The organism is Endozoicomonas sp. 2B-B (assembly GCF_053470045.1).
Window position 1 is genome coordinate 5,424,873 of the sequence record NZ_JBLZMU010000001.1, and the last position, 23,850, is coordinate 5,448,722.

General features: G+C 48.3%; 19 protein-coding genes. 13 read left to right on the forward strand and 6 right to left on the reverse strand.

Annotated features, from left to right (window positions below; translation table 11 throughout):
* Positions 1-16 precede the first annotated feature (16 nt).
* From sctE to ACOMHB_RS20270, 5 genes are all read right to left on the reverse strand, one after another.
* A complete protein-coding gene (gene sctE / locus ACOMHB_RS20250; protein WP_448217979.1) occupies positions 17-1,576 on the reverse strand; it encodes a type III secretion system translocon subunit SseC family protein in 1,560 nt (519 codons plus the stop codon).
* Positions 1,577-1,592: 16 nt separating this feature from the next.
* The gene (locus tag ACOMHB_RS20255; RefSeq protein WP_448217980.1) at positions 1,593-2,084 is read right to left on the reverse strand and encodes a SycD/LcrH family type III secretion system chaperone; all 492 of its coding nucleotides are present in this window, start codon (positions 2,082-2,084) and stop codon (positions 1,593-1,595) included.
* 3 nt (positions 2,085-2,087) lie between these two features.
* Complete coding sequence (locus ACOMHB_RS20260; protein WP_448217981.1) at positions 2,088-2,924, reverse strand: hypothetical protein; 837 nt, start codon at positions 2,922-2,924, stop codon at positions 2,088-2,090.
* A gap of 94 nt (positions 2,925-3,018) precedes the next feature.
* Complete coding sequence (locus ACOMHB_RS20265; RefSeq protein ID WP_448217982.1) at positions 3,019-4,806, reverse strand: hypothetical protein; 1,788 nt, start codon at positions 4,804-4,806, stop codon at positions 3,019-3,021.
* Positions 4,807-5,062: 256 nt separating this feature from the next.
* On the reverse strand, positions 5,063-5,482 hold the full coding sequence (locus tag ACOMHB_RS20270; protein WP_317145470.1) for a CBS domain-containing protein: 420 nt from the start codon (positions 5,480-5,482) through the stop codon (positions 5,063-5,065).
* Positions 5,483-5,684: 202 nt separating this feature from the next.
* Between ACOMHB_RS20270 and ppa the strand changes: the two genes are divergently transcribed.
* The 12 genes from ppa (at position 5,685) to ACOMHB_RS20330 (ending at position 20,540) form a co-directional block, all read left to right on the forward strand.
* Positions 5,685-6,212, forward strand: a complete 528-nt coding sequence (gene ppa / locus ACOMHB_RS20275; RefSeq protein WP_422134885.1) for an inorganic diphosphatase — start codon at positions 5,685-5,687, stop codon at positions 6,210-6,212.
* Between the two features lie 157 nt (positions 6,213-6,369).
* The gene (gene dsbD / locus ACOMHB_RS20280) at positions 6,370-8,193 is read left to right on the forward strand and encodes a protein-disulfide reductase DsbD (protein WP_448217983.1); all 1,824 of its coding nucleotides are present in this window, start codon (positions 6,370-6,372) and stop codon (positions 8,191-8,193) included.
* Positions 8,194-8,331: 138 nt separating this feature from the next.
* Positions 8,332-8,778 carry a type II 3-dehydroquinate dehydratase gene (gene aroQ, locus ACOMHB_RS20285; protein ID WP_448217984.1) on the forward strand — a complete coding sequence of 149 codons (447 nt, stop codon included), beginning with the start codon at positions 8,332-8,334 and terminating at the stop codon, positions 8,776-8,778.
* A 217-nt stretch (positions 8,779-8,995) separates the two neighbouring features.
* Positions 8,996-9,469: an acetyl-CoA carboxylase biotin carboxyl carrier protein gene (gene accB / locus ACOMHB_RS20290; RefSeq protein WP_448217985.1), complete on the forward strand. Its 474-nt coding sequence runs from the start codon at positions 8,996-8,998 to the stop codon at positions 9,467-9,469.
* Between the two features lie 10 nt (positions 9,470-9,479).
* The gene (gene accC / locus ACOMHB_RS20295) at positions 9,480-10,823 is read left to right on the forward strand and encodes an acetyl-CoA carboxylase biotin carboxylase subunit (protein WP_448218657.1); all 1,344 of its coding nucleotides are present in this window, start codon (positions 9,480-9,482) and stop codon (positions 10,821-10,823) included.
* 154 nt (positions 10,824-10,977) lie between these two features.
* Positions 10,978-11,862, forward strand: coding sequence for a 50S ribosomal protein L11 methyltransferase (prmA, locus tag ACOMHB_RS20300; RefSeq protein ID WP_448217986.1), 885 nt, complete (start codon positions 10,978-10,980; stop codon positions 11,860-11,862).
* 146 nt (positions 11,863-12,008) lie between these two features.
* A complete protein-coding gene (locus ACOMHB_RS20305) occupies positions 12,009-12,866 on the forward strand; it encodes a DUF3426 domain-containing protein (RefSeq protein WP_448217987.1) in 858 nt (285 codons plus the stop codon).
* Positions 12,867-13,343: 477 nt separating this feature from the next.
* On the forward strand, positions 13,344-14,336 hold the full coding sequence (gene dusB / locus ACOMHB_RS20310; protein WP_448217988.1) for a tRNA dihydrouridine synthase DusB: 993 nt from the start codon (positions 13,344-13,346) through the stop codon (positions 14,334-14,336).
* Positions 14,333-14,635, forward strand: a complete 303-nt coding sequence (gene fis, locus ACOMHB_RS20315; protein WP_422134891.1) for a DNA-binding transcriptional regulator Fis — start codon at positions 14,333-14,335, stop codon at positions 14,633-14,635. Before dusB ends, fis begins: the two co-directional genes overlap by 4 nt.
* 261 nt (positions 14,636-14,896) lie before the next feature.
* Entirely contained in the window at positions 14,897-16,483 is a 1,587-nt protein-coding gene (gene purH / locus ACOMHB_RS20320; RefSeq protein WP_422134892.1) for a bifunctional phosphoribosylaminoimidazolecarboxamide formyltransferase/IMP cyclohydrolase, read from the forward strand.
* Between the two features lie 102 nt (positions 16,484-16,585).
* Positions 16,586-17,869: a phosphoribosylamine--glycine ligase gene (gene purD / locus ACOMHB_RS20325; protein ID WP_448217989.1), complete on the forward strand. Its 1,284-nt coding sequence runs from the start codon at positions 16,586-16,588 to the stop codon at positions 17,867-17,869.
* Positions 17,870-18,086: 217 nt separating this feature from the next.
* Positions 18,087-20,540, forward strand: a complete 2,454-nt coding sequence (locus ACOMHB_RS20330; RefSeq protein WP_448217990.1) for a response regulator — start codon at positions 18,087-18,089, stop codon at positions 20,538-20,540.
* Positions 20,541-20,871: 331 nt separating this feature from the next.
* On the opposite strand, the gene ACOMHB_RS20335 is transcribed toward ACOMHB_RS20330, so the two are convergent.
* Positions 20,872-21,885 (reverse strand): IS110 family RNA-guided transposase, encoded by a 1,014-nt coding sequence (locus ACOMHB_RS20335; protein WP_448215063.1) that lies wholly within the window; start codon positions 21,883-21,885, stop codon positions 20,872-20,874.
* 356 nt (positions 21,886-22,241) lie between these two features.
* Between ACOMHB_RS20335 and ACOMHB_RS20340 the strand changes: the two genes are divergently transcribed.
* The gene (locus tag ACOMHB_RS20340; protein ID WP_448217991.1) at positions 22,242-23,759 is read left to right on the forward strand and encodes an IS1182 family transposase; all 1,518 of its coding nucleotides are present in this window, start codon (positions 22,242-22,244) and stop codon (positions 23,757-23,759) included.
* Positions 23,760-23,850: the final 91 nt, after the last annotated feature.

The window sequence follows — 23,850 nt, forward strand, 5'->3', positions numbered from 1 at the left end:
TCTACCTCCTTGAGACTCAGGCACGCAGGTTGCGCGCAAGTGTTGTCTTGGTTTCATGATTCGCTTTAATGATGCTGGCGGCTGTGGAGTAGCCATTCTGGAGTTCCTGGATAGCCTTTTCCAAACCTTCCATAGCATCATCTATGGCCTTCTGGATCCTGACCATTTCGGCTTTTTCTTCAAGCGCCTCTGCCCTGAATTCGTCTGCCTGGTATTTATAAACAGAAGTTCCGATATCAGCACCACCCGAAGCAATCTGACCGGCGCCCCCTATCCACTGGGCTATCTGCCCTAACTTGGTCACGATCGCAATATTTTTTGCAACAGCAGCTGATGTGGTTGCAGCCGTGTTAGCGCCTGTCGCCGTCACCGTTGCAGCGGTTGAAGACCCTGCTGCGGTACTCGATGAAGCTGTACTGGCAGCGGCTCCACCTGCACCGGCAACGCCACCTGCGAAAGCTGCACCAGCAGAAAGTGCGATCATAATGACAGACCAAAAGACCGTGGCACCAATTTTGGTATCTTGCTCAGCGTCTTCGTCACTGGCAAGGCCGTCAAAAATTTTCATCATAAAGTTGCTGGTTTCTGATGAAACCGTCATGGTGATCATAAGACCTGTCGCTGCAACCATCAGACCAGCGGCAACAACACTCAATGCACCACCGGTAAGAACTCCCGCAACAGCCAAAGCGACGGAGGCAACTGCCATGAATGCCAGTGCGATATAATTGAAAATCGACCCTACCATTTGGGATTTTTTCGATTCTTCGACTTTTGCAATGGATTCACGAATTTTGCTGATGATATTGCTACTGCGTTGCTCTGCAGCGACCTGACCTATCTTGATACTTTCCTGGTCAAAGCGGAGTCGCTCGTTCTGCAACTTTGACTGGATCTGAACCAGCATCGTGGTAGCGGAGTCTATATCAAGGGGCCTTTCAGCGTTGAGAGCTGCTTTGGTAAATGTATCAAGATCCTTCTTCAGCTCAGCTTTCAAATCATCCGGAATTTCTTTGATGGCAGAGAAACGAACCATGACATCTTCGAAAGTATTAAACAGTGTATTCAGCTTGGGATCGCCACCCCGGGCCTCCATATCTTTCAATCTGGCAGTGGCAGAGTGCATGGGAGCAAGAGCGTTTTCAGGATCTTTGGGATCAGCCACAGCCAGCACCCCATTGATTTGGGATTTGCTGAATCCCATACTTTCAAGTTCATTGCTCTTACTCTGAAGATGGTTTGTCTGCTTTCTGATGGGAAGGTTACTGTGTTCCTGAACCACCTCACCAGGCGTCCTCGGACCTTTTGCCGACTTGTCTGTTGCCTGCCCTTCCTGATGTTTCAACACTTCTGCGGTAGCCTTTTCAGACTCAGCATTTGCCGAAGGCGCATCCAGAACGGGAGCATTGATCTGTGCTTTAGGGGCTTCTCCACCTTCCGTTCTAGAGTAACTGTTCTGGTTACTAAAACCTCGCTGAACCGGATTTTCTTCATTATCAACAGCATCATAAGAAGCCTGATGAATATTTCCGGTTTGCTCTGTAGGGGCAGCAGGCCCCTGACCGATTGAAGACATCCTTTCACCTCTTCCCTTAACTGCTCAGGTTTTCCAGCATGCTTTCGGCTCTCTGTTTTTCTTCCTCAAAAGCAGCCGCATTTCCAGCCCATTCAATGGCTGTTTCGTATGACATTTTTGCTTTTTCATTGTCACCCATTGCCAGATGACAGTCTCCGATGTAGAGCATGGGCCTGGGGTCGTCGGCATCCAGTACAGTGGCAAAAGTGAAGATCTCAATAGCATTTTCATACTGCTTCATCATTTGCTGGCAGGCACCGAGACCCAGAAAGTATTTTCGATTGAAGTGATCATAGAAACAGAGAAACTGAAAGACCTTTTGCGCCTCGTCGTACTTCCCCCCCTGATAGAGGTTATAAGCGACGCTGTATATGGCTTCCATGGCATCATCGCTCATATTTTTGAGGTCTTTGAAGGTTCCGCCTTTACCAAAGAACTCGAGAAGCATATCATCAAGTTCTTCACCTTCATTCATCTTGGCTTCTTCATTCACAGCGGGATCCTCCATGATTCACCGTAGGTTCTGAATAATCGTACTGAGTGACTGGTAGTATTTGTTGACAAAGTTAGAAAGCATTTCAAAGCTTTGGTTATATTTATTTATAGTCTGCTGTAGCTTGGTTGTTTCCAGCTGGGATTGACTGGTCAAAGCTTCAATTTTGGTCTTCAAACCTTCGATATTAACTTCCCAGTCAGCTGAATTGTGATCATTACCACTCTGGTACTTCGCGCCAAGGCTGTCCCAAAAGTCCTTGTACTCCTGACTAAAGGTTGTTGTGCCCGATGTACCGGCGTCAGCTTTTTTAGCTTTGGCTTTGGCTAACCAGTCGTTTGCTACTTCCAACTGGGCGTTCTTGTCCTGAATCGATTGAATCTGATCTCTGAGTTGAACCTCTATGATTTCCGCCCTGGCCGTTAGAACTGACATCACCAAGGCATCCAGACTGGGCTTGGAAAAATCGACAGGCTCTCCATTCAAATAGGCATTTACAGAAGCTGCACCCGGGCCAATATAATTATCTCCCTGCCAATTGCTCGGATTACTGACCTGATTCAGAAGCGAGACGGGTGTCTGGACATAGACCAGCTGCCTCGCAGCATCCGTGAGTTTGCCTGAGTACTGAAGAGAGTTGAGTGTCGACTTATCAACGGTATAAAAGTGAGTGGGTGTCAGGGAATTCCCCTGATCATCAGGGTCGGCCAGTGATAATAAAGCATCAATCTGTGCATCACTGAAACCCGCAGCTCTGAGTGAGTCTCTTTTGGCATCAGTAAGATGAACAGACCCCCGCGTGCCAGTGAGTGTTACTCCCCCCTTATTATCCACTGCCGGTGTGGAATCAGTCATAAATTGGCTCCCTGCCGCCCTGAGCAAATCACATTAGTATTAATTTAGTACATGACTTCAATGCGAAAATTTCATCAACAACATAAATTAAGAACTATTTGAAATGATTTTTATCTCTCATTTTGTCGATCACATTACTAAACCTGTCTTCGATATGTCTTTCAAGCTCATCCAGAAACTCTGCTCCCGTGATCCTTTTTCCTCTGGGTTTTTCGAGCACCTCCTTCGCGGCGTTCAGAAAGTCATTTCTGTCACTGACACCAAGACGATCGGCCCTGTTCAAAGTGTCCAGTTCAAAAGAAAGCACTCGAAGGTGGACTTGATTTTGTGAAATAGTCGGATCAAACGCCTCTGAAGCGCCTGTTCCAGAGGCAGAGGAATGTAGAGGTGTTGCCGGTTTTCCAGACTTAAGAGCTACAGGAGGAGGTGGAGGAGGTAGAGGAGGTTCTGGCACCGCATCAGAGACCCCTGCAGAAGCCCCAAATGCAGCCAGGCTCTGCTGTTTTAACAAACGCTCGGCTTTTTCTGCTTCGAGCAACTTCAGGACATGAGTCAATATTTCTCTGGCTTGTTCTGTGCCGGGACTGGCCAGCGCTCCCTGGGTCATGACCATCAGCTGACCCAGGGAAGCATCGCTCATTCTGGGCAGCATCTCTTTCATTTTCGACAGAAAATCAGCCAGAGCCTGCTCTCTCTCAGTGGCTGATGTGGCATTCATCATAGCTTCTGCCGCACTCAAAATAGCGTTTGTGACCGATTTGAATTCATTATCGCGGGGATCAAAATTCTTATCTCTACTCAATACATCGGCAATAGCCTCTGAAATCACTTCTGAGAGAGGCAAGCCTGCTTGCATCCCTGAAGAAACTTGCTCTAAAAGTGCCTCGGGGTCTCCATTAATCCCGCTTTGCTGAGCAAACTTCCTTAGCCTTTTTTTGGCTTCGTCTTCATCCAGAGAACCATCTTCCCTGACAGGAATCGGGCCATCGCCCTGAGTGAGGGCTTCCAGAATGGGTTTGCGAACAGCCATGAACTTGCCATCATCGACATTGTTTTCAACCGGCTTGGATTTAGACTCATCAGGTTTTGGCTCAGGCTTATCAGGTTTAGGTTCAGGCGGGTTAACCGGAACATCACCTGGGGCAGCCACGATCTCGGTGAGGCCCATACTCAACATCATTATTCCACAAGCGTATATACAAAGTCCTGCTGGGGGAAAAGCAATGCTTGCGAGTGCCCCTATGCCCACCAGAACACCACCCACTGCGGTGACCGTTGACTCTTTTTTGTGTTTATCGAAAAAACCAAGCTTGGGCTGAAGCTGATTCTTGAATGCTTCTTTTCTGCTTTGCACATCAGGATCATCGGATGAGCTGACAGACACGTGGGGTCGCGCAGAAGGTGAAATCGCTGTTGGTGAAATGGATTCATCATTCGAGTCAGGGGCAGGACTGTCCCCATGCTCACCCGGAGATGTTTGCTCAGGTTCTTCGTGAAGCTGTGCACTTTCATCACTGTGCGGATCAGATGCTGTAGATGATTCATAAAGTCCGGAAAGTTCGGGAGGGCTGGTTCTGGAAGACTTTCTGGAGGCTTGCAGCGAATCCAATATTTTAGAAGCTTCATCATCTTTCATGGAATCTTTCAGCTTTGAATTCGTCAGCGCTGGCAAATCTTTACGGGCACTGGCAGTACGTGAGTGTATACTCTCTGGCGCTGGGCTCGAAACTTCAGAACCACGCCCCCCAATGAGACTCTTTCCCGGCGTTCCGGTTACATTTCTGGGACCCAACCGGCCCGATTCATCAGCCTTATGCTCTGGTGGCACCAAATCAACAGGTGATGTAGTTTGAGTTTCGACTCCCGTCGTTCTCCCTTCCATAAACCTTCTTCCAAAAGTTCGTCATGTACTTCAATAAAGCTTAGATGAACTATCGCTTTGGCAGGAGATTTAATACTCAAAGAGAATAAGTAAGCCTTCACTATCCAGCCAATTTTTTGGCACTTCAACCCAACCGTCACCCAGTGACTTCAACTGAACTGCACCTGACCATGTTCATAACCCAGAACACTACTCCAGCATTTTCGAGATACAGCCCGTTCCGGGCATAAGGCTTCAGGTGAGAGAGCAGAACGACCTACACAGCTTTTTGTTTGGCTGGTGTTTCATAAAATTCCAACACCGCTGACATGACATCTTTAGGACTGAGCATCCCGACCAGAGCACCGTCATCAACAACGGGGACCCTGAAAGCGTGGGCTTTCATAAAGTGTTCGTAAGCAGTAATGATATTGTCGAAGGGCGATACGGTGAGGACTTCCCGGGTCATACTTTCTCCCACAAGACTGCCTTCCTGGGAAAAATACCCTCCCATCAAAGTTCCCTGGAGACAGTCGGTTTCTGAGAGGATACCGACCACGCCCCCACTCTCATCGACAACCGGTACGGCCGTAATATCGTTGTGGAGCAGTATTCGTATGGCCTCAACCACTTCCATAGTTGGTGGAATGGTGATCACCTGAGGTGTCATGCAGTCTTTAACTTTGATTGATCTCATAAAACCTCTCCGGTTATTCTGAGCAGTCAGGAGCAATATGACCCTTACAGTATTCTACTCTTTTTCGAACAATGTCCAGTTGCCAAAGGAACATACTTCATAAAGTCTTGTTCACAACGGAGACAACTCCCTTCAGGAACTCTATAATGGCCAGCTTTCCATCCATTTACCTCTGTAATCGAAATAAGGCAAAGGTATACACATGAGCTATGCAAATATCCCGGCAGGTAAGAGTCTGCCTGAAGATATCTATGTTGCCATCGAAATTCCGGCCAATGCGTCACCCATCAAGTATGAAATTGATAAGGATGTCGATGCTCTGATGGTAGACCGTTTCATGGCTACCCCCATGTTCTACCCTGCCAACTATGGTTACATTCCCCAGACTCTGGCGGACGATGGTGACCCTCTGGACGTTCTGGTAGTGACGCCTTACCCTGTTGTTCCGGGTTCTGTCATCCGCTGCCGTGCGGTCGGCATGCTGAACATGTCAGACGAGAGTGGTCAGGACGAGAAACTGATTGCAGTTCCTCACGAGAAGCTGTCTGCGCTTTACAACGATGTGCAGGAATACTCTGATCTGCCAGAACTCTTGCTGAAGCAAATCGAGCATTTCTTCGAGAACTACAAAGATCTGGAACCCGGAAAGTGGGTCAAGATTGAGGGCTGGGAAGGCAAAGAAGCTGCCTTTGAAGTCATCAAAAAGTCTGCAGCAAACTACAAAGGCTGAAGGGATTAACGCAGTAAACTATTTTTATAAGCGGTTTATTAATCCTATGATGGTGCTGAAGATGTCATCTCCAGCACCATTAGCGGACTCGGGAGCTTGCATCCCGGCCATTTCACTTCACAATTAAAGAACCAGAAACAAGAACAGTTGGTTTTACATGGTTCAGCTATTCATAAGCAATCAAAAATCTTACCTCAGTACCTTTTTCATCATTCTTTTTACCTGGGCTTTTTCCAGTGGTGCTCCTGCTAATTTAAACGCACTATTGGGATCCGGAACACAGCAATTTTTGCCCGTTGAAGAAGCGTTTCAGCTGGAAGCAGAGATCGAAAACAACACACTGCTCCTGCACTTTCTGGTAACACCTGAGCATTATCTTTACAAGGATCGATTCAGCTTTTCCGGTAATGAAAGCACTACCCTGCTTGGTGAGCCAATATTTCCCAAAGGCAAACAGAAGTACGACATTAACTTTGAACAGGACATGGAGGTCTTTCCAAAAAATGTCACTGTCAAAATTCCTGTCAAGAGTTCTGAATCCGAGCCCCAATTCCAGATAAGATTTCAGGGCTGTGCTGATGCGGGCCTTTGCTATCCACCACAGACTCTTACTATTACTCTGCCAAACCCCCATGTCTCCAGTAATGATCGGGTCAGGTCTTCTGAAAAGACGCCGGATGACGGCAAAGATCAGAGCATCCCGGAATCCTTTGTCGACAAGAACCTTCCTGTTACACTTCTGCTGTTTTTACTGGCGGGGCTGGGGCTGGCCTTCACCCCCTGTGTACTCCCGATGATTCCTATTCTCTCCAGTCTGCTGGTAGGCGCTGCAGCAAAGGGAGCCAGTCGAAAAAGAACGCTCACTCTGTCCATCATTTATGTGCTCAGTATGTCAATCACCTTCGCTCTGGCTGGCACTTTGATGGGGCTTTTCGGGGCAAGCCTGAACCTGCAGGCAAAACTTCAATCACCCTGGCTATTGATCCCCTTTGCCATTCTCTTCGTTATTCTGGCTCTGAGCATGTTTGGTCTTTATGAGCTCCAGCTTCCGGAAAAGCTCAGGGATCGTCTGAACAAACAACCTCAGAAGTCAGGAAGTCTTTCAGGTGCAGCCGTCATGGGGGTTTTATCAGCCCTGGTGGTATCACCGTGTGTCTCAGCACCCTTGGCAGGCGCACTGATTTACATCAGCTCAACAGGTGACGCACTCATTGGCGGACTCTCCCTGCTGGCTCTTGGCCTGGGAATGGGGCTGCCACTGCTATTGATTGGTCTGGGTGGCAAGAGCCTGCTACCAAAAGCAGGCGGTTGGATGGAAAATGTCAAACGCTGCTTTGGCTTCCTGCTGCTTGGCGTTGCCATCTGGATGCTGGAGAGGGTTATTTCAGCACCACTCACGCTCTTTCTCTGGGGAACACTGGCACTTGGTGGTGCTGTCTGTCTTGGCGCTATGGACTTCAGCAAGAAAGCCGGAGCCGCTTTATTTTTTCAGGCGCTCGGCCTGGTTCTCCTGATCTATGGCACTCTGCTGATCATCGGAGCAGCTCAAGGTCAGAACGACCCATTACAACCCCTTGGCAGAAACAGCCAGCCCGCTGAAAACCTTTCAGCAGGGTATTCTTTTCAAACAGTGACAACGGTTAAAGCGCTTTTGGCCCAGCTGGAAATGGCCAGGAAGAATGGCAAAGCCGCGATGATTGATGTTTATGCGGACTGGTGCATTTCCTGCAAGGTTATGGAAAGAAACGTTTTTCCTGAAGCTATTGCCAAAGTCAGCCCAGACAACTGGCATTTCATCAAATTTGATATAACCGCCAACACCCCCGAACAACTCATCTGGCTGAACAATTATCAATTGTTTGGCCCACCTTCCTTGCTATTTTTCGACACCTATGGTCAGGAGCGGAGCGAACTTCGCTCTCTGGGAGAGATTACCTCCTCTGAACTCCAGAAAAAACTGAATCAGGCGCTTTCTCCATAAATCTGGATCTAACATCATCGTTCTGGGCTTATATGGCTTTGAAATGCTTGGTAACTGTCTTTAACGTTCAGTAACACGCACGAACTAGACCCTTTGATTTCATTGCGGCACAATAAAAGCCAACATGAGAGGATACAGATGGCAACAATACTTGTTCTTAATGGCCCCAATCTGAACCTGCTGGGAACCAGAGAGCCCGGCGTTTATGGTGCCACCACACTGGAACAAATTGATCATATTCTGACTCAACAGGCTCAAGTGGCTGGTTACCAGCTCAGTTGCTTCCAAAGCAACGCTGAGCATGAACTCATAGAACGGATTCATAAAGCCTCTGAAGAACGGGTTAATTTCATCATTATTAATCCTGCGGCTTACACTCATACCAGTGTTGCTATCAGAGATGCCCTGCTGGGTGTTGCCATTCCCTTTGTTGAAGTTCACTTGTCCAATATCCATCGACGGGAGGCTTTCCGACATCATTCCTATTTTAGTGATGTCGCAGAAGGCGTAATCGCTGGACTCGGACCCAAAGGCTATGAGTTTGGTCTGGCCTATGCCATTGACCTACTCAGTCAGAAGTCATAGAGGCTACTCGTGACTGACTGCATATTCAGAATGTTCTTCTGAAAAGCCAACTTCTCATAAAGCTAAGAAGCCAGGCGCAGAAAATCACTTCTTCTCTTTTCGGGAATAAAATGATTTTCACATTAAAACAATCAGGGCTGCATGATTGAGTGCTCCCAAGAACATCCTATTAACCACGGGGCAGTTTCTCCCTGTCCAACAGCATTTGAGATTGACGATGGACATCCGAAAAGTAAAAAAGCTCATTGAGCTGCTGGAAGAGTCTGGAATTGACGAGCTGGAAATTCACGAAGGTGAAGAATCTGTTCGTATCAGCCGTTATTCCCGGAATGCTCCGGTAGCCTCACTCGCTGCTCCTCAGGTTATTCCTGCTGCAGTTCCAGCTTCAGCTCCTGTGGCAGCTGTACCTGAAGCTCCGACAGCAGCCCCGGCGGCCGAAACCAGACCTCAGCTGTCAGGTCATCATGTAAAATCTCCAATGGTCGGCACTTTCTACACAGCATCTTCACCCAGCTCACCGGTTTTTGTTGAGCTGGGTCAGCAAGTTAAAGAAGGCGATGTTCTCTGCATTGTCGAAGCCATGAAGATGATGAACCAGATCAAGGCCGACAAGTCAGGCACCATCGAAGCCATTCTGGTTGAAAACGGTCAACCCGTTGAATACGACCAGCCCCTGTTCATTATTGCCTGAGACAGATGCCATGCTGGATAAAATCGTAATCGCCAACCGGGGCGAAATAGCCCTTAGGGTATTGCGGGCCTGTAAAGAACTCGGCATCAAAACCGTAGCCGTGCACTCCAAGGCTGATGAAAGCCTCATGCACGTGCGTCTGGCTGACGAGTCTGTCTGCATTGGTCCCAACAGCCCTACTGAAAGCTACCTGAATATCCCGGCTATTATCAGTGCTGCAGAAGTGACTGACGCCAATGGTATCCACCCTGGCTACGGCTTTCTCTCAGAAAATGCCGATTTTGCCGAACAGGTAGAACGCAGCGGGTTCACCTTTATTGGTCCAAAACCAGACGTTATTCGCCTGATGGGTGATAAGGTATCAGCCATTGCCGCCATGAAAAAAGCCGGTGTTCCAACCGTTCCAGGCTCTGACGGCCCCATCACAGAAGATGATGAACACACACTGGATATTGCTCACCGCATTGGTTACCCGGTCATTATCAAAGCATCAGGTGGTGGCGGTGGTCGAGGGATGCGAGTCGTTCACAGCGAATCCGATCTTCTCAATGCCATCAGCTTAACCCAGTCTGAAGCCAAAGCAGCCTTCAATAACGACGTGGTCTATCTGGAGAAATTCCTGGGAAATCCTCGTCACGTTGAATTCCAGGTACTGTCAGACAGCCACGGCAATGCTATTCATCTGGGGGATCGTGACTGCTCTTTGCAGCGACGCCACCAGAAAGTCATTGAAGAAGCGCCTGCACCTGACATTGATCAGGATGCCAGAGCCACGGTAGCAGCAGCCTGTACCAAGGCCTGTATAGAAATTGGTTATACCGGTGCAGGTACTTTCGAATTTCTGTATGAAGATGGCCAGTTCTACTTCATCGAGATGAACACTCGTGTGCAGGTTGAACACCCTGTAACAGAAATGATTTCCGGCGTGGATATTGTCAGAGAACAGATTCGCATTGCCAGTGGTCTGCCTTTGAGCATCTCCCAGGAAGAAGTTGAACTTCAGGGCCATGCTTTTGAATGTCGTATCAATGCCGAAGACCCAAAAACCTTTATGCCTTCTCCGGGTCTGGTCAACCAGTTCCACTCTCCTGGCGGTAATGGTGTTCGGGTAGATTCTCATCTTTACAGTGGCTACAGCATTCCTCCCTACTATGATTCACTGATAGCCAAGATCATCACCTATGGTCCAGATCGTGAAACCGCTCTGTTAAGAATGAGAAATGCATTGGATGAAGCGGTTGTAGATGGCATTCGTACAAATATCCCACTGCACCAGGAGCTGGTGAAGGACAAAAACTTCCAGAAAGGAGGCGTTAGCATCCATTATCTGGAGAAGAAGCTTGAAGATGCCTGATCCTGCTTCCAAAGCTCTCTGAAAACTGCTTTCAGAGAGCTTCCTCCCTCTTCTACTTTATTAACTCTTGTCCCACTTCCTCAATCAGCTAGAATGAGACGGACCCGACAGGAAACTTATTCTGCCATTCACCCCAATCTGTAAGCCCATACCCATGCCCTGGATACAAATCAAACTAGACACCTCTTCCGATCATGCTGAAGAACTGGAAGACCTGCTTCTGGAAGCCGGAGCCAGTGCCGTAACCCTTCAGGACGGTAAAGATCAGCCCCTGTTCGAGCCCGAGCCAGGCAGCACCCCGCTGTGGCAACATACCATGGTCATTGGACTCTTCGATGCCCATAAAGATATGGACGCCGTAGTAGAGCACATACAGACTCAATACCAGCAAAGCCCATTTCCTGACCACAAGGTTGAAATTGTCGAAGACAAGGATTGGGAAAGAGAATGGATGACCCACTTTGTGCCCATGCAATTTGGTACAAAACTCTGGGTCTGCCCCAGCTGGAAAGAGATTCCGGAACCTGATGCCATTAACCTGATGCTTGACCCGGGTCTTGCTTTTGGAACAGGCACTCATCCAACCACAGCTCTGTGTCTGGAGTGGCTGGAAAAACAGGAAAGCTTAGAAAATCAGTCGGTTATCGATTACGGGTGTGGATCTGGAATACTGGCGATTGCAGCATTATTACTGGGTGCTAAAACCGTAACCGGGGTCGATCTTGACCCTCAGGCACTGGAAGCAACTATAGATAACGCCGAAAGGAACAAGATCGCCCCGGAAAAACTGAAAGTTTATTTGCCGGATCAGGCTCCAAAGGATTCAGCAGACGTTGTCATCGCCAACATACTCGCTGGCCCACTGGTAGAATTGGCACCGACACTGGCGAGCTATCTCGACAACGGCGGGAAGATCGCTCTGTCGGGTATCCTTTCTAAACAGCAAGACATTATCGTCAGCACCTACTCTCAATGGTTCGAACTGGAGCCTGCTATGCACCATGAAGACTGGATTCTGGTGACCGGAACCCGAAAGTAACAACTAAAAAAACGCGGCATTTTTCGATACCAGGCTCATTTCAGGCTGCTGTCCGGGAGATTTTATCTTTTGGACAGTAGACATCCTTTGCAGCTCTTTGATCTAATAATCCCCACTCAATCAAGACAGTAACCCATGCAGGCTTCATGACCAGCTCTCGAATCACCCGCTGCCCAAAATGCCAGACCTCCTTTAAAGTGACCCAGGCACAATTACGAGCTGCCGGTGGCTCCGTTCGTTGCGGTTCCTGTCTCGAGGTGTTTGATGCCCAATCAAACATGTCCGCAGACGCTGCTCCAGAAAAGCCACTCCAGATGAAGCCGCAGATCAAACCTTATAAAAAACAATCGAGCCAGCCCGACAAAACAGCAAAACAAAACGCTGCCCAAAACAGCAAGCCTGAAGCCAGTTCAATAAAAGCTATCGAACCACCTTCTGAAGAAGAGGCCCCCTTCCACTCTTTTCTCGACACTCTGGACAATGAGCACGTTGAAGTTGATGAAGAACCGGGACGAAGTTCCCTGAAAATTGCTGGCTGGCTCACTCTAATCCTGATTTTCTCTATCACTCTTGCAGGGCAATACGCCTGGTTCAACAGAGATCAGCTTTCACTCGACCCGCGATTGAGACCAGCATATACTTTTAGTTGCCGATACCTGAAGTGCTCTCTTCCTGCATTGGTAAACATCAACGCCATTAAGAGCCTGCAACTGCATATCCGCAGCCACCCTCTGCAAAGCGAAGGACTGGTTGTAGACTCAGTGATTATCAATGAAGCCACATTCCCACAACCCTGGCCTCGGCTTGAATTAACATTTAGTGACATTAACGGACAGCCCGTAGCCAGCAGACGTTTTCGCCCCAAAGAATATCTGGGCGGAGCCCTGGCCGGTTCCAGAGAGATACCCAGCGGACAACCCGTAAGGCTCAGCATGGAAATCGTTGACCCCGGCAATGGAGCCACCAACTATCAATTGCGCTTTTTACCTGTCAAAAAGCGCTGATTAAAGTTAAAAAAACCTGTAAACCTTGCTTATCTGGTGTTTTACCGACGAAGGCATCTCGAAAACCAACTCAAGAAATTGCAATAAGTGCTTGACCCAGATCAAAAAAGCAATCAGATCACTTAAGTTATTACTTGCGGTTTTTCCCGAAAAAGTCACTATACAACGCCCTTGGCAAGGTTATATTTCGCAACAGGACACTGCTACGTGGTAATAACTGCTCCTGAAGATAAGTGCTATTCCAGTGAGAGCCAACAACAGAACCCTCTTTCGTCTAAAAATTGTACAGAGTATTATACCCGGCTACGCCTGCCTGATCTCCTGAACAGAGACGCTGAAAGTCGTACAAATAAATAGTTGAAAACTCCGCAAGATCAGCCTCTTGCTTTTTTCATAATTCCGAGCAGCGATTTAAATCACTTGAGACGGTTTTATCGCACTCTGGGCACTACTAACGCTGGATTGAGGCAAATCACCTTGTTGAAGATTGGTCCATACGCTATTCAAAGCCCGGTTATCCTGGCCCCTATGGCCGGAGTAACAGACCGCCCATTCAGGCAGCTGTGCTTGAGAATGGGGGCGGGTATGGCCGTCTCAGAAATGGTGACCAGCAACCCAAAACTCTGGAACACCCGGAAGTCTCGACTGAGAATGGACCATCACGCTGAAGAATTCGAACCTCGTTCTGTTCAAATTGCAGGCAGTGACCCGGAGCAAATGGCCATCGCGGCTCGCCTGAACCAGGAACGAGGCGCCCAGATCATTGATATCAACATGGGCTGCCCTGCCAAAAAAGTCTGTAACAAAGCGGCTGGCTCTGCTCTGATGAGAGAACCTGAACTGGTAGAGCAAATACTGAAGTCGGTGGTTCAGGCGGTTGATATCCCGGTCACCCTCAAGACACGTACCGGCTGGTGCCCCGAAAACAGAAACGGCCTCGACATTGCCTTAATGGCACAGGACTGCGGTATAACCGCTCTGGCCATTCATGGCAGAACCCGTCAGTGTATGTACAAAGGTGAGGCCGAATACGAGACCATTGCCCGGATTTGTGAATCCCTGGAAATTCCAGTGATTGCCAATGGCGATATTACCTCTCCCGAGAAAGCAAAAACGGTACTGGATGTCACAGGCGCAGACGCGATTATGGTGGGCCGTGCAGCCCAGGGGAAACCCTGGATATTCAGAGAGATTAACCACTTTCTTGAACAGGGTGAACACCTGCCAGCGCCCGAAAACAAAGAGATTCAGTCCATTTTAACAGGTCACCTTGCTGCGCTTCACGAGTTTTACGGTGAAGTCCAGGGTGTGCGCATCGCCAGAAAACACGTTGGCTGGTATTTGCAGGCCAGTCCATCAGGCGCCAGTCTTCGCAAACGATTCAACAGACTGGAGTCTGCAGAAGAACAAGAAAACTGCATACTGGAGTATTTTCAAACCTTAAGTCATCACAAGGATATTGCAGCATGACGGCATCCCATATTATTACTGACGAACCCTCTGTTAATGGACAGGCATTGACCAGCCCTATCGAGAGTGAAACACAGACACTCCGCGACAGCGTTGAAAAAGCAATGAACAACTACTTTAGCCATCTGGATGGTCAGGAAGTGACTGATGTTTACCAGATGGTCCTTTCTGAAGTAGAAGCCCCCCTTCTGGAAACGGTTATGGCTTACGTCAAGGGTAACCAGACCAGGGCCTCTGTCCTGCTTGGGCTGAACCGTGGCACACTGAGAAAGAAACTCAAGCAATACGACCTGCTCTAATCCCCGCCTTAAAGTCGTATTATGCCATCTGACGTGAATACGACTTTATGCGCCCCCCTTGCCTTTACAACCTGCGCAAAGACAAATCCCGTATCTTTTCGAAGAATAACAGGTCAGTAATAACCCTCATATCAGCCTGGGGTGGTAGCATTATTTCTGTATTTCCCTCTATTCCCGAGAATCGGATGCTGCGAAGCAGGACAAATCCAGCTAGAATCAGTCAGCTTTTCAGGCAACGATTTTTCAGTGAGTAAAGGAACGATGGCAAACGATTTCGAACAGCCACCTCTTCGAAGAGCCCTGATCAGTGTCTCAAACAAAACCGGCATAGTTGAATTTGCCCGGGCACTGCACCAGCGCTCAGTAGAAATCCTATCCACGGGCGGCACCTACAAACTGCTGGTTGAGCACGATATTCCCGCTGTGGAAATCTCCAGTTACACAGGCTTTCCGGAAATGATGGACGGCAGAGTCAAAACCCTGCACCCCAAAGTTCACGGAGGCATTCTCGGTCGCTCCGGTCAGGATGAAGCCGTCATGAGCGAACACGGTATCGACCCAATCGATCTGGTTGTTGTCAACCTCTACCCTTTCGAACAGACAGTGAGCCGCGAAGATTGCACCCTGGAGATGGCTATTGAGAACATTGATATTGGTGGTCCTACCATGGTTCGTGCTGCTGCCAAGAACCACAGGGACACCACTATTGTTGTCAACGCAGAAGACTACACCCAGGTACTCTCTGAGCTGGATGAAAACAATGGTTCTGTCTCTGCAGCGACTCGCTTTGACCTTGCTGTAAAGGCCTTTGAACATACTGCTCATTACGATGGCGCAATTGCCAACTACCTCGGAACATTAACAGGCAACAAGGACGAACCAGAAGCCTTTCCTCGCACCTTTAACCGTCAGTACAAGAAAGTCCAGGACATGCGTTATGGCGAAAACCCTCATCAGAAAGCCGCCTTCTATGTAGAAGAACCTGCTCCTGCAGGTACCGTTTCCAGTGCTCGAAAGATTCAGGGCAAGGCACTCTCTTTCAATAACATTGCTGACACCGATGCGGCTCTGGAGTGTGTCAAGGCCTTTGAAGCTCCAGCCTGCGTCATCGTCAAACACGCCAATCCATGTGGCGTAGCCATCGGTACCGACATCCTGGAGGCCTATAACAGAGCCTACACAACCGACCCTACATCCGCCTTTGGTGGCATCATAGCCTTTAACAGAAAGCTCGATGCAGTCACTGCCAAAGCCATCATTGATCGTCAGTTTGTAGAAGTCATCATAGCGCCGGAAATCGACGGCGAAGCAGAAACCATTCTTCAGAACAAAAAGAATATCCGCCTGCTGTGCTGCGGCACCCTGCCAGAAACTGCCGGGCATTTTCTGGATTTCAAACGAGTCAATGGCGGACTGCTGATTCAAGACGGTGACATCAGGGTAACCAGCGTTCAGGAACTGAAATCAGTGACAGAGAGAGCTCCCACTGAAGCAGAACTGAGCGATCTGCAGTTCGCCTGGAAAGTGGGTAAATTTGTTAAGTCAAACGCGATTGTTTACGCCAGAGATCATCAAACCATTGGTATTGGTGCAGGTCAGATGAGCCGGGTATACAGTGCCCGCATTGCTGGCATCAAAGCCGCTGATGAAAACCTGGAAGTCCGTGGGTCTGTGATGGCATCAGACGCCTTCTTCCCATTCAGAGATGGCATTGATGCGGCCGCCAGTGCCGGAGTTACCGCTGTCATCCAGCCAGGCGGCTCCATGAGAGATCAGGAAGTGATTGATGCTGCCAACGAGGCTGGCATTGCCATGGTATTCACTGGCGTCAGGCATTTCCGCCACTGATCGCTGGTAAGAGGCATTTAATGTGTCTCTTTTTTCACTCGCTTTACGACCAATGACAAACACTGGTTATTCACCACCAGACTTCCCGGGGACAGGCAACCTATGAAAGTACTCATCATCGGCAGCGGCGGACGCGAACATGCGCTCGCCTGGAAAGTAGCTCAGGACAACAACGTAGAGCAGGTTTTTGTAGCGCCTGGAAACGCAGGGACGGCTCTTGAGCCAGGAATCACCAACATCAGCATTGATGTACTTGAACTCGATAAACTGGTTGAATTCACCGTTAAAGAAAACATCGACCTGACCATTGTTGGCCCCGAAGCCCCTTTAGTGGCCGGTGTCGTTGACCGCTTTGAAGAAGCCAATCTCATCATCTTCGGCCCCTCACAAGGCGCCGCTCAGCTCGAAGGTTCAAAGGCTTTCAGCAAAGACTTCCTGGCTCGTCACAAAATTCCTACTGCTGACTATCAAAACTTCACTGACATTGATCAAGCCAAAGCCTACGTCCGCGAGAAAGGTGCCCCCATTGTCGTAAAGGCGGACGGACTGGCCGCTGGCAAAGGCGTCATTCTTGCTGACACAGAAGAGCAGGCATTTGCTGCCATTGATGACATGCTGGCTGGCAACGCCTTTGGTGAAGCGGGGCACCGGGTGGTTATTGAAGAATTCCTTCAAGGCGAAGAAGCCAGCTTTATTGTTATGGTTGATGGTAAAAACATTTTGCCACTGGTTACCAGCCAGGATCATAAGGCCAGAAATGACGGTGACAAAGGCCCTAACACGGGTGGTATGGGTGCTTACTCTCCTGCGCCGGTAGTGACTCAGCTTATTCACGAACGCGCCATGCAGGAAGTGATCATTCCTACCGTGGAAGGCATGGCCGCCGAAGGCAACACCTACAAGGGTTTTTTGTACGCAGGCCTGATGATTGACGACAAAGGCACGCCCAAAGTGCTGGAATTCAACTGTCGTTTTGGTGACCCTGAAACACAACCCATTATGATGCGCCTTCAATCCAGTCTCACTGAACTTTGCCTCGCCGGTGCAACAGCTAAACTGGATCAGGTGGAAGCCCGCTGGGATGAACGAACAGCACTGGGGGTTGTTATGGCCGCAGGTGGCTACCCTGAGAAATACCACAAAGGCGACATCATCACTGGCATTGACGAAGCCAACTCAACAGACTGCAAAGTGTTTCATGCCGGCACACAGCTCAGTGGAGAACAAATAGTGACCCATGGCGGTCGCGTACTGTGTGTCACCGCCCTGGGCAGCAGCGTTAAAGAGGCACAGAACAAAGCCTACCAGGCTTGCTCAAAGATTCAGTGGAATAATGCTTATTTCAGGACTGACATTGGCTATCGCGCCATAGCCAGAGAGCATTGAGCACTTGATACTTTTCAGATGGAGCGGACAGGATGACCGCTCCCTCAGCTGATCTCAGCTTAACCCACTCAAATAAACGTCCACCGACTAATAGAATAAAAATTCATAAAGCAGTTATCCCGAAAGCAAAATAACTTTCAAAGTAAAGTTATATAAAATTGCAACAATTTCACTTTTTCGCAGGGCAGCTTAGGGTATACTCAGCAACAATGGAAAAATGGAATTTTCAATAAATATTATGAGAGTTGTATTCAACCGCCTGTTATCCATTGCCCCCCATCCACCCTCAGGTGAAGAGTCAGTGTCACGACTCTCCATCAGGGTTGGATTCTGGATTAATGTAGTCTTACTGCTGTTTCTGGCTGCCTTTGGTGCACAAGTATTCAGTGCTGAAAAGGTCACTGATCAGCTGCCTGGTAAGGTTTCTATCAATCTCGAGCCATTCTCAAGCATTTTCATTGATCCGGAAAGCTCCCTTGAGCTGAATCAAATCAATGATCTGAATTACCTGTTTCGTTTTGCTCCCTGGCAGAAAGAAAGTCTCTACTTCACCAGCCAAAAAGGCACGGCCTGGATCAAGATATCACTGCCTGAGGACGTCAACGTTAAGCCTGTGCCCATTCTCTGGCTTCGGCCGCCACCCGGCGTATCACTTAATGTCTATATTTCAGGCCCAAAGTATTACAAGCAACTTCCAAATAAACGACAGCCAAACAGTAATATTTATCTCTATAATCTGACGCCCTATGCAGATAAGAAACTGGATGTGTTTATTGAAATACCCGCAGCCGCCGCAGGCAGCTTACTTGCCTATCTAAAGTCTCCCAGAGCATTTCTCAGTGATCAGGCATTTGTACACTGGCAAACTGGCTGGCTGCTAGCCCTATTTATCGCCACAATGATTATGAATGCCATTAACTGGTTTAATTATCACAAGAAGGCCTATATCTTCTTGGCTGGCTTCGGCTTGATGGGCTCAATGTTTTTGATAAGCTGGCAGGGATTGTTCAATATCAGCGAGTTCGGAGCAGGTTGGCTGCAGAACCTGATGATGAACGCCTCACTGATCGTTGGAACCATTCTGATCAGTCAGATAGCTCGCATCAGCTTGACGGGAAACAATGTCAACCTTATCTACTGCTTTAACATACTTTCTATCATCTCGGCATCATTACTGATTCTTGCTTTAACGGGTACCTTTGCATCTCTGGAACACAGCCTGATGATCAACCTGCTGACGACTCAGGTCTTCTGGTATTGCAGTCTGTTCATCAGAGTACCCGGTGCACTGAAGATTCCTGCCTGGCTTTCCACCCCTTATGCGATTATCCACCTGGTGACCTCTCTAGCTATCCTGGGCGTTACCAATCACAACCCCATAGCTGCCACCTGGATACTGCTTCAAGCGACCTCGATAAACATTCTTGCCTTCAGCTTTTATTTTGCCAGCCAGAGGCATTTGCGAACTGAATCAGGACTTTCAAAGAATCCATCACTCAGCCCGGCACCCAAATCCCAGATGGCAAAAGATAATGATCTTTTCAACGCAATGGGTCATGAACTGAGAACACCTCTGAATGGCGTACTGGGAATGTCTGAACTACTCCAGAGTACACAGCTGACCCCCAAACAGGAAAACTATGTTGAAACCCTGAGATATGCAGGCAATGAGCTCAGCAACCTGATTAACCTGCTTTCTGAAGCATGGAAACTTGAGCAAAACGAAGCCAGCCCTGATATTAAACCCTACGATATCAATGAATTTCTGAACGACTGCCTCTTTAAATTCCGTTTACGGGCAGAACAACTAAATACTGAGCTGATCAGCTTTGTACACCCTGATGTCCCGGATATCAGTGAAACAGATACACGTCAGTTATCACTCATTTTGGAAAGTACCCTGATTCATATCTTCCGCCATATTAAAAACAGTGAAGTCATGATTTCTGTCAATCAGACCTCTCAGCTACCTGGCTCAGAGCCGAAAAGCCAACAACAGAGTAAAGACGGCTACATTCTTTATCAGATCAGGTACAGTCAGGGACAACAAGTCCTGAACCTGCCAGAGAACACCAATGAACTGAGCTACTCTGAAGCGAAACGACAGGCCGACATTAGCATGCAACTTTACATTACCATCCAATTAATTGAGGCCTTGTCGGGACACTTCGGCATCATGAACCAAGGCAGCACGCACATCTGGTTTGCCATTCCACATAAGGAACAAACAACAGATGTCATTCATCGGGATGAACAACCACTTTTCTATGACAAAAATGTCAAAGCACTCATTGTTGATGACAATAAAACCTGTAGACAGGTTCTGGCCCAACAATGTGCCCTGATGGGTATCAATACTCTGGATGCTGAAGACGGTCGGGAAGCACTGGCAATGATACGCAACGAAGCCTATTTGGGAAGAGACTTCGACGTGATCATCCTTGACCACCATATGCCTGGTATGAATGGCATCCAGATGTTAGAGAGGCTTCAGGAAGAAAGTCAGATAGAAATCCCGGGAATCATCATGCTCACGGGCGCCACAAACCCACCCGGAAAACAGCGTGCAGAGCGACTGGGAATCAGTAGATTCCTGACCAAACCGGCTGAATACAAAACACTCCAGAAGACACTATCACAAGTATTGGGAGAAAGAACTCCGTCAAGATGAGAATAAAACAGCCTGATGTCAGATAACATCAGACCTAGGAGCCTTATATGGTCCGCCCCGTTTTGCAAGAGCCTGTTTTGTTAATTAGCAAACAAAGATAACTGCAATCATATATACGGCCTATTCATGAGGTCTAACCCTCTGGCCCTGATGGGTATCCGCGCAACCTGGCCTTATCAGTCCGACGGCCTCAAGGGTCAAGGCTCCTATCAGGTTTCAGGTTGCCGGTTTTTACCTGTTTGCCATCAACTGTACATGCTCATCGCAATCTGCGGGGGGGTCCCCTTTGATTAAGCTTATGCTTTACTTTGCCGCTGCCGCCTTTACTTCATTATGCAGCCTTGTAAACTTCATTTCGGGTCATGATGACCCAGACAATCCGAGCCATTTTATTAGCCAGACCAACGGCGGCAACGTTGTGATTGCTGCGCTCATTAAGTTGGCTAACCCATTTTTTACAGCGGTCATCCTTATTTTTGAGGCAGTGGAGTACCGAACGTGCGCCGTGTATCAATAATGTGCGCAGGTATTTATCACCCCGTTTACTGATGCCCAGCAGGACTGACTTACCGCCTGTGGAATGCTGTCTTGGAACTAATCCCATCCATGCGGCAAGGTGTCGACCAGATTTAAAATACGTCGCATCACCAATGGCTGCCTTCAATGCTGTGGCAGTGATGGCTCCGATACCCGGCATAGTCATCATTCGACGACATTCGTCGTCGTTTTTTGCTAGCTCCTGAATTTTCTGGTCATACTGTTGAATACGCTTGTCAAGACTGGCCAACTCTTCTGATAAACCATGTAGCAGCTCACGAGTCAGCGAATGGAGTCCATTTTCAGCATCTTCCAGAATTCGTGGAAGCTGTGCACGAACTTTACCAATACCCTGGGCAACTACAATACCTTCTTCCAATAGTGACCCCCGGATCTGGTTAACCAGGGCAGTTCTCTGATCAACCGCTTGTTGACGATAGCGGTGCAGAAGTTGCCAGGCCTGCTGCTCTGACGTTTTAACAGGTACAAAACGCATGCTGGGCCGTGAAGCTGCTTCTGCAATCGCTTCAGCATCGTTGTAGTCATTTTTGTTGGTCTTGACATAAGGCTTGACAAATTGAGGTGAAATCAGCTTGACAGTATGCTCATAGTTCTTGAATAACCGAGCCAAATAGTGAGCACCACCACAAGCTTCCATAGCGATAATGCATGGCTCCAGATTTGCCACGTACTCTAGAAGGTTCTTCCTGGACGACTTCTTTCTGATGACTTTGCTACCCTGCTCATCAACACCAAACAGGTGAAAGTTGTTCTTGCCAATATCGATACCAAGTACTGAAATAGTCATGGGTGGTTCGCTCCGGTTAATCCTGTTTAAATGGTTAACTCCATTTTGGCTCATTTGAAGCCGTTTAGGAGGGGCGGACCATCCCATTAGTCCGAGAATAGACTGCCCTACGCGGCAACTGCTCCTGCGTTGCTCTAGCTCCTGCATCCATGCAGTCGTGCGGCGGCAGCAAATTGGTCTGAAAATCCGCTTTTGTTCGTCAAATAGCTCGCTATTCTCCTCACAAAACCGAATTTTCATCCTCAATTTTCTGTCGTCCTCGCTACGGGCGCTATTCTCGGACAAGCTCCTAGGAGCCTGACCGAGAATAGGCTTATCTGTTATGATAAGCCTTAAACCAACTCCGATGATGCCAGATGTCACCACCACCAAAATTCAAGGACAGCCCTGTTGAGTTTGACCAGCATCTGCTGTTCCCAACCAACATTTTCGACCTGCTTCCCAAAGACCATGATTGTTTCGTTTATGAAAGCATTTTTCAGAACATCGATACGTCTGAGGTTGAAAAAAAATATCACCACCTTGGTCAGCACGCTTACCCTCCAAAGCTCATTGTCGCTATTCTGATCTACGCCTATAGCCATGGTGTTTTCAGCTCCCGTCAGATTGAGCGACGGTGTCGACAAGATCTGGCGTTCATGTATATCTCACAAATGAACTGCCCAAATTTCAGGGTTCTGGGAGATTTTCGTAAGGAAAATCTGTCGTTTTTTCATGACTGCTTCAAACAGTCCGTCAAACTGGCCATGGAGCTCAAAATGGCATCACTGGGCCATATCAGCCTGGATGGCTCCAAGTTCAAAGCCAACAGCTCAAAGCACAAGGCCATGACCTACGGAAGGCTCAAGGCTAAAGAGGCAGAACTCAGTGCAGAAGTGGATGAGCTGATCAAAAAAGCCAGTCAGTGCGACCAGGAAGAAGACGACGCCTACAAAGCAAGCAACGGCTACAGCATTCCTGAAGACCTCCAGTTTAAAGAGGAGCGTCTGAAAAAAATCAAAGCGGCCAAAGAAGCCCTTGAAGAACGCGAAAAAGCCCTGAACCCTGATGAGCCTATTGACGACAAAAGGCAGATAAGCTTTGCAGACCATGATGCCCGGATCATGAGCAAGAAAAGTTACTGTGAGTACAGCTACAATGCTCAAATCACCGTAGATGCTGATAATCAGATCATCGTCGGCCAGCACATCAGCCAGCAAGCCAATGATGTTCAGGAGGCAGAGCCTGCTTTGGAAGCACTGTCTGAGACAACCGATGGTGCTGTTGTGGATAAGGTGAGCATGGATAATGGTTATTTCTCAGGGCCAAACCTGCATGTGCTGGATAAGCATGAAATAGATGGCTACATAGCCACCGACAGAAAAGAGAAGCCAGCAGATACCCAGCTTAAGGACTCTGAGCGTAAGTTTGTCAAAGCAGATTTTGACTACGATGCAGAAATGGATGTGTTTATCTGTCCGGCTGGGGAGAAGCTGATAACTAACCCAGACAGCAAGGCCAAGAGGCAGAGTTACCGGGCGAACAAGGACGCATGCAGGAAGTGTGTTTACCGTTCACAATGCAGTGGCTCAAAAAAGGATGCTGGCAGGGTCATCCGCACAGACAAGTTTGAGCCCGCGCGGCAACGTATGAACAAGAAAATGGAGACAGCCAGTGCGAAAGCAATCTATGAGCGTCGTAAGGTCATTGCAGAGCCACCGTTTGGTCATATAAAAAACTCAGGGTTCAGGAGTTTTAGCCTTCGTGGTAAAGAGAAGGTAGAAGCAGAGTTCTCACTGGTATGCACGGCACACAATTTCAAAAAATTTGTGAAGGCCGCTTCAACGGGATCAATCCGTCTTGAGAATTTAAAAGGGGTTAAAAAAGCGGTATAAAGGCTGTGAAAAGGCCTAAATTTGCAAAAATGAGCAAAATTACACCAAAAATTGGATGTTTTTTGCTCATCCTGAAATTTTAGAGAGCCTC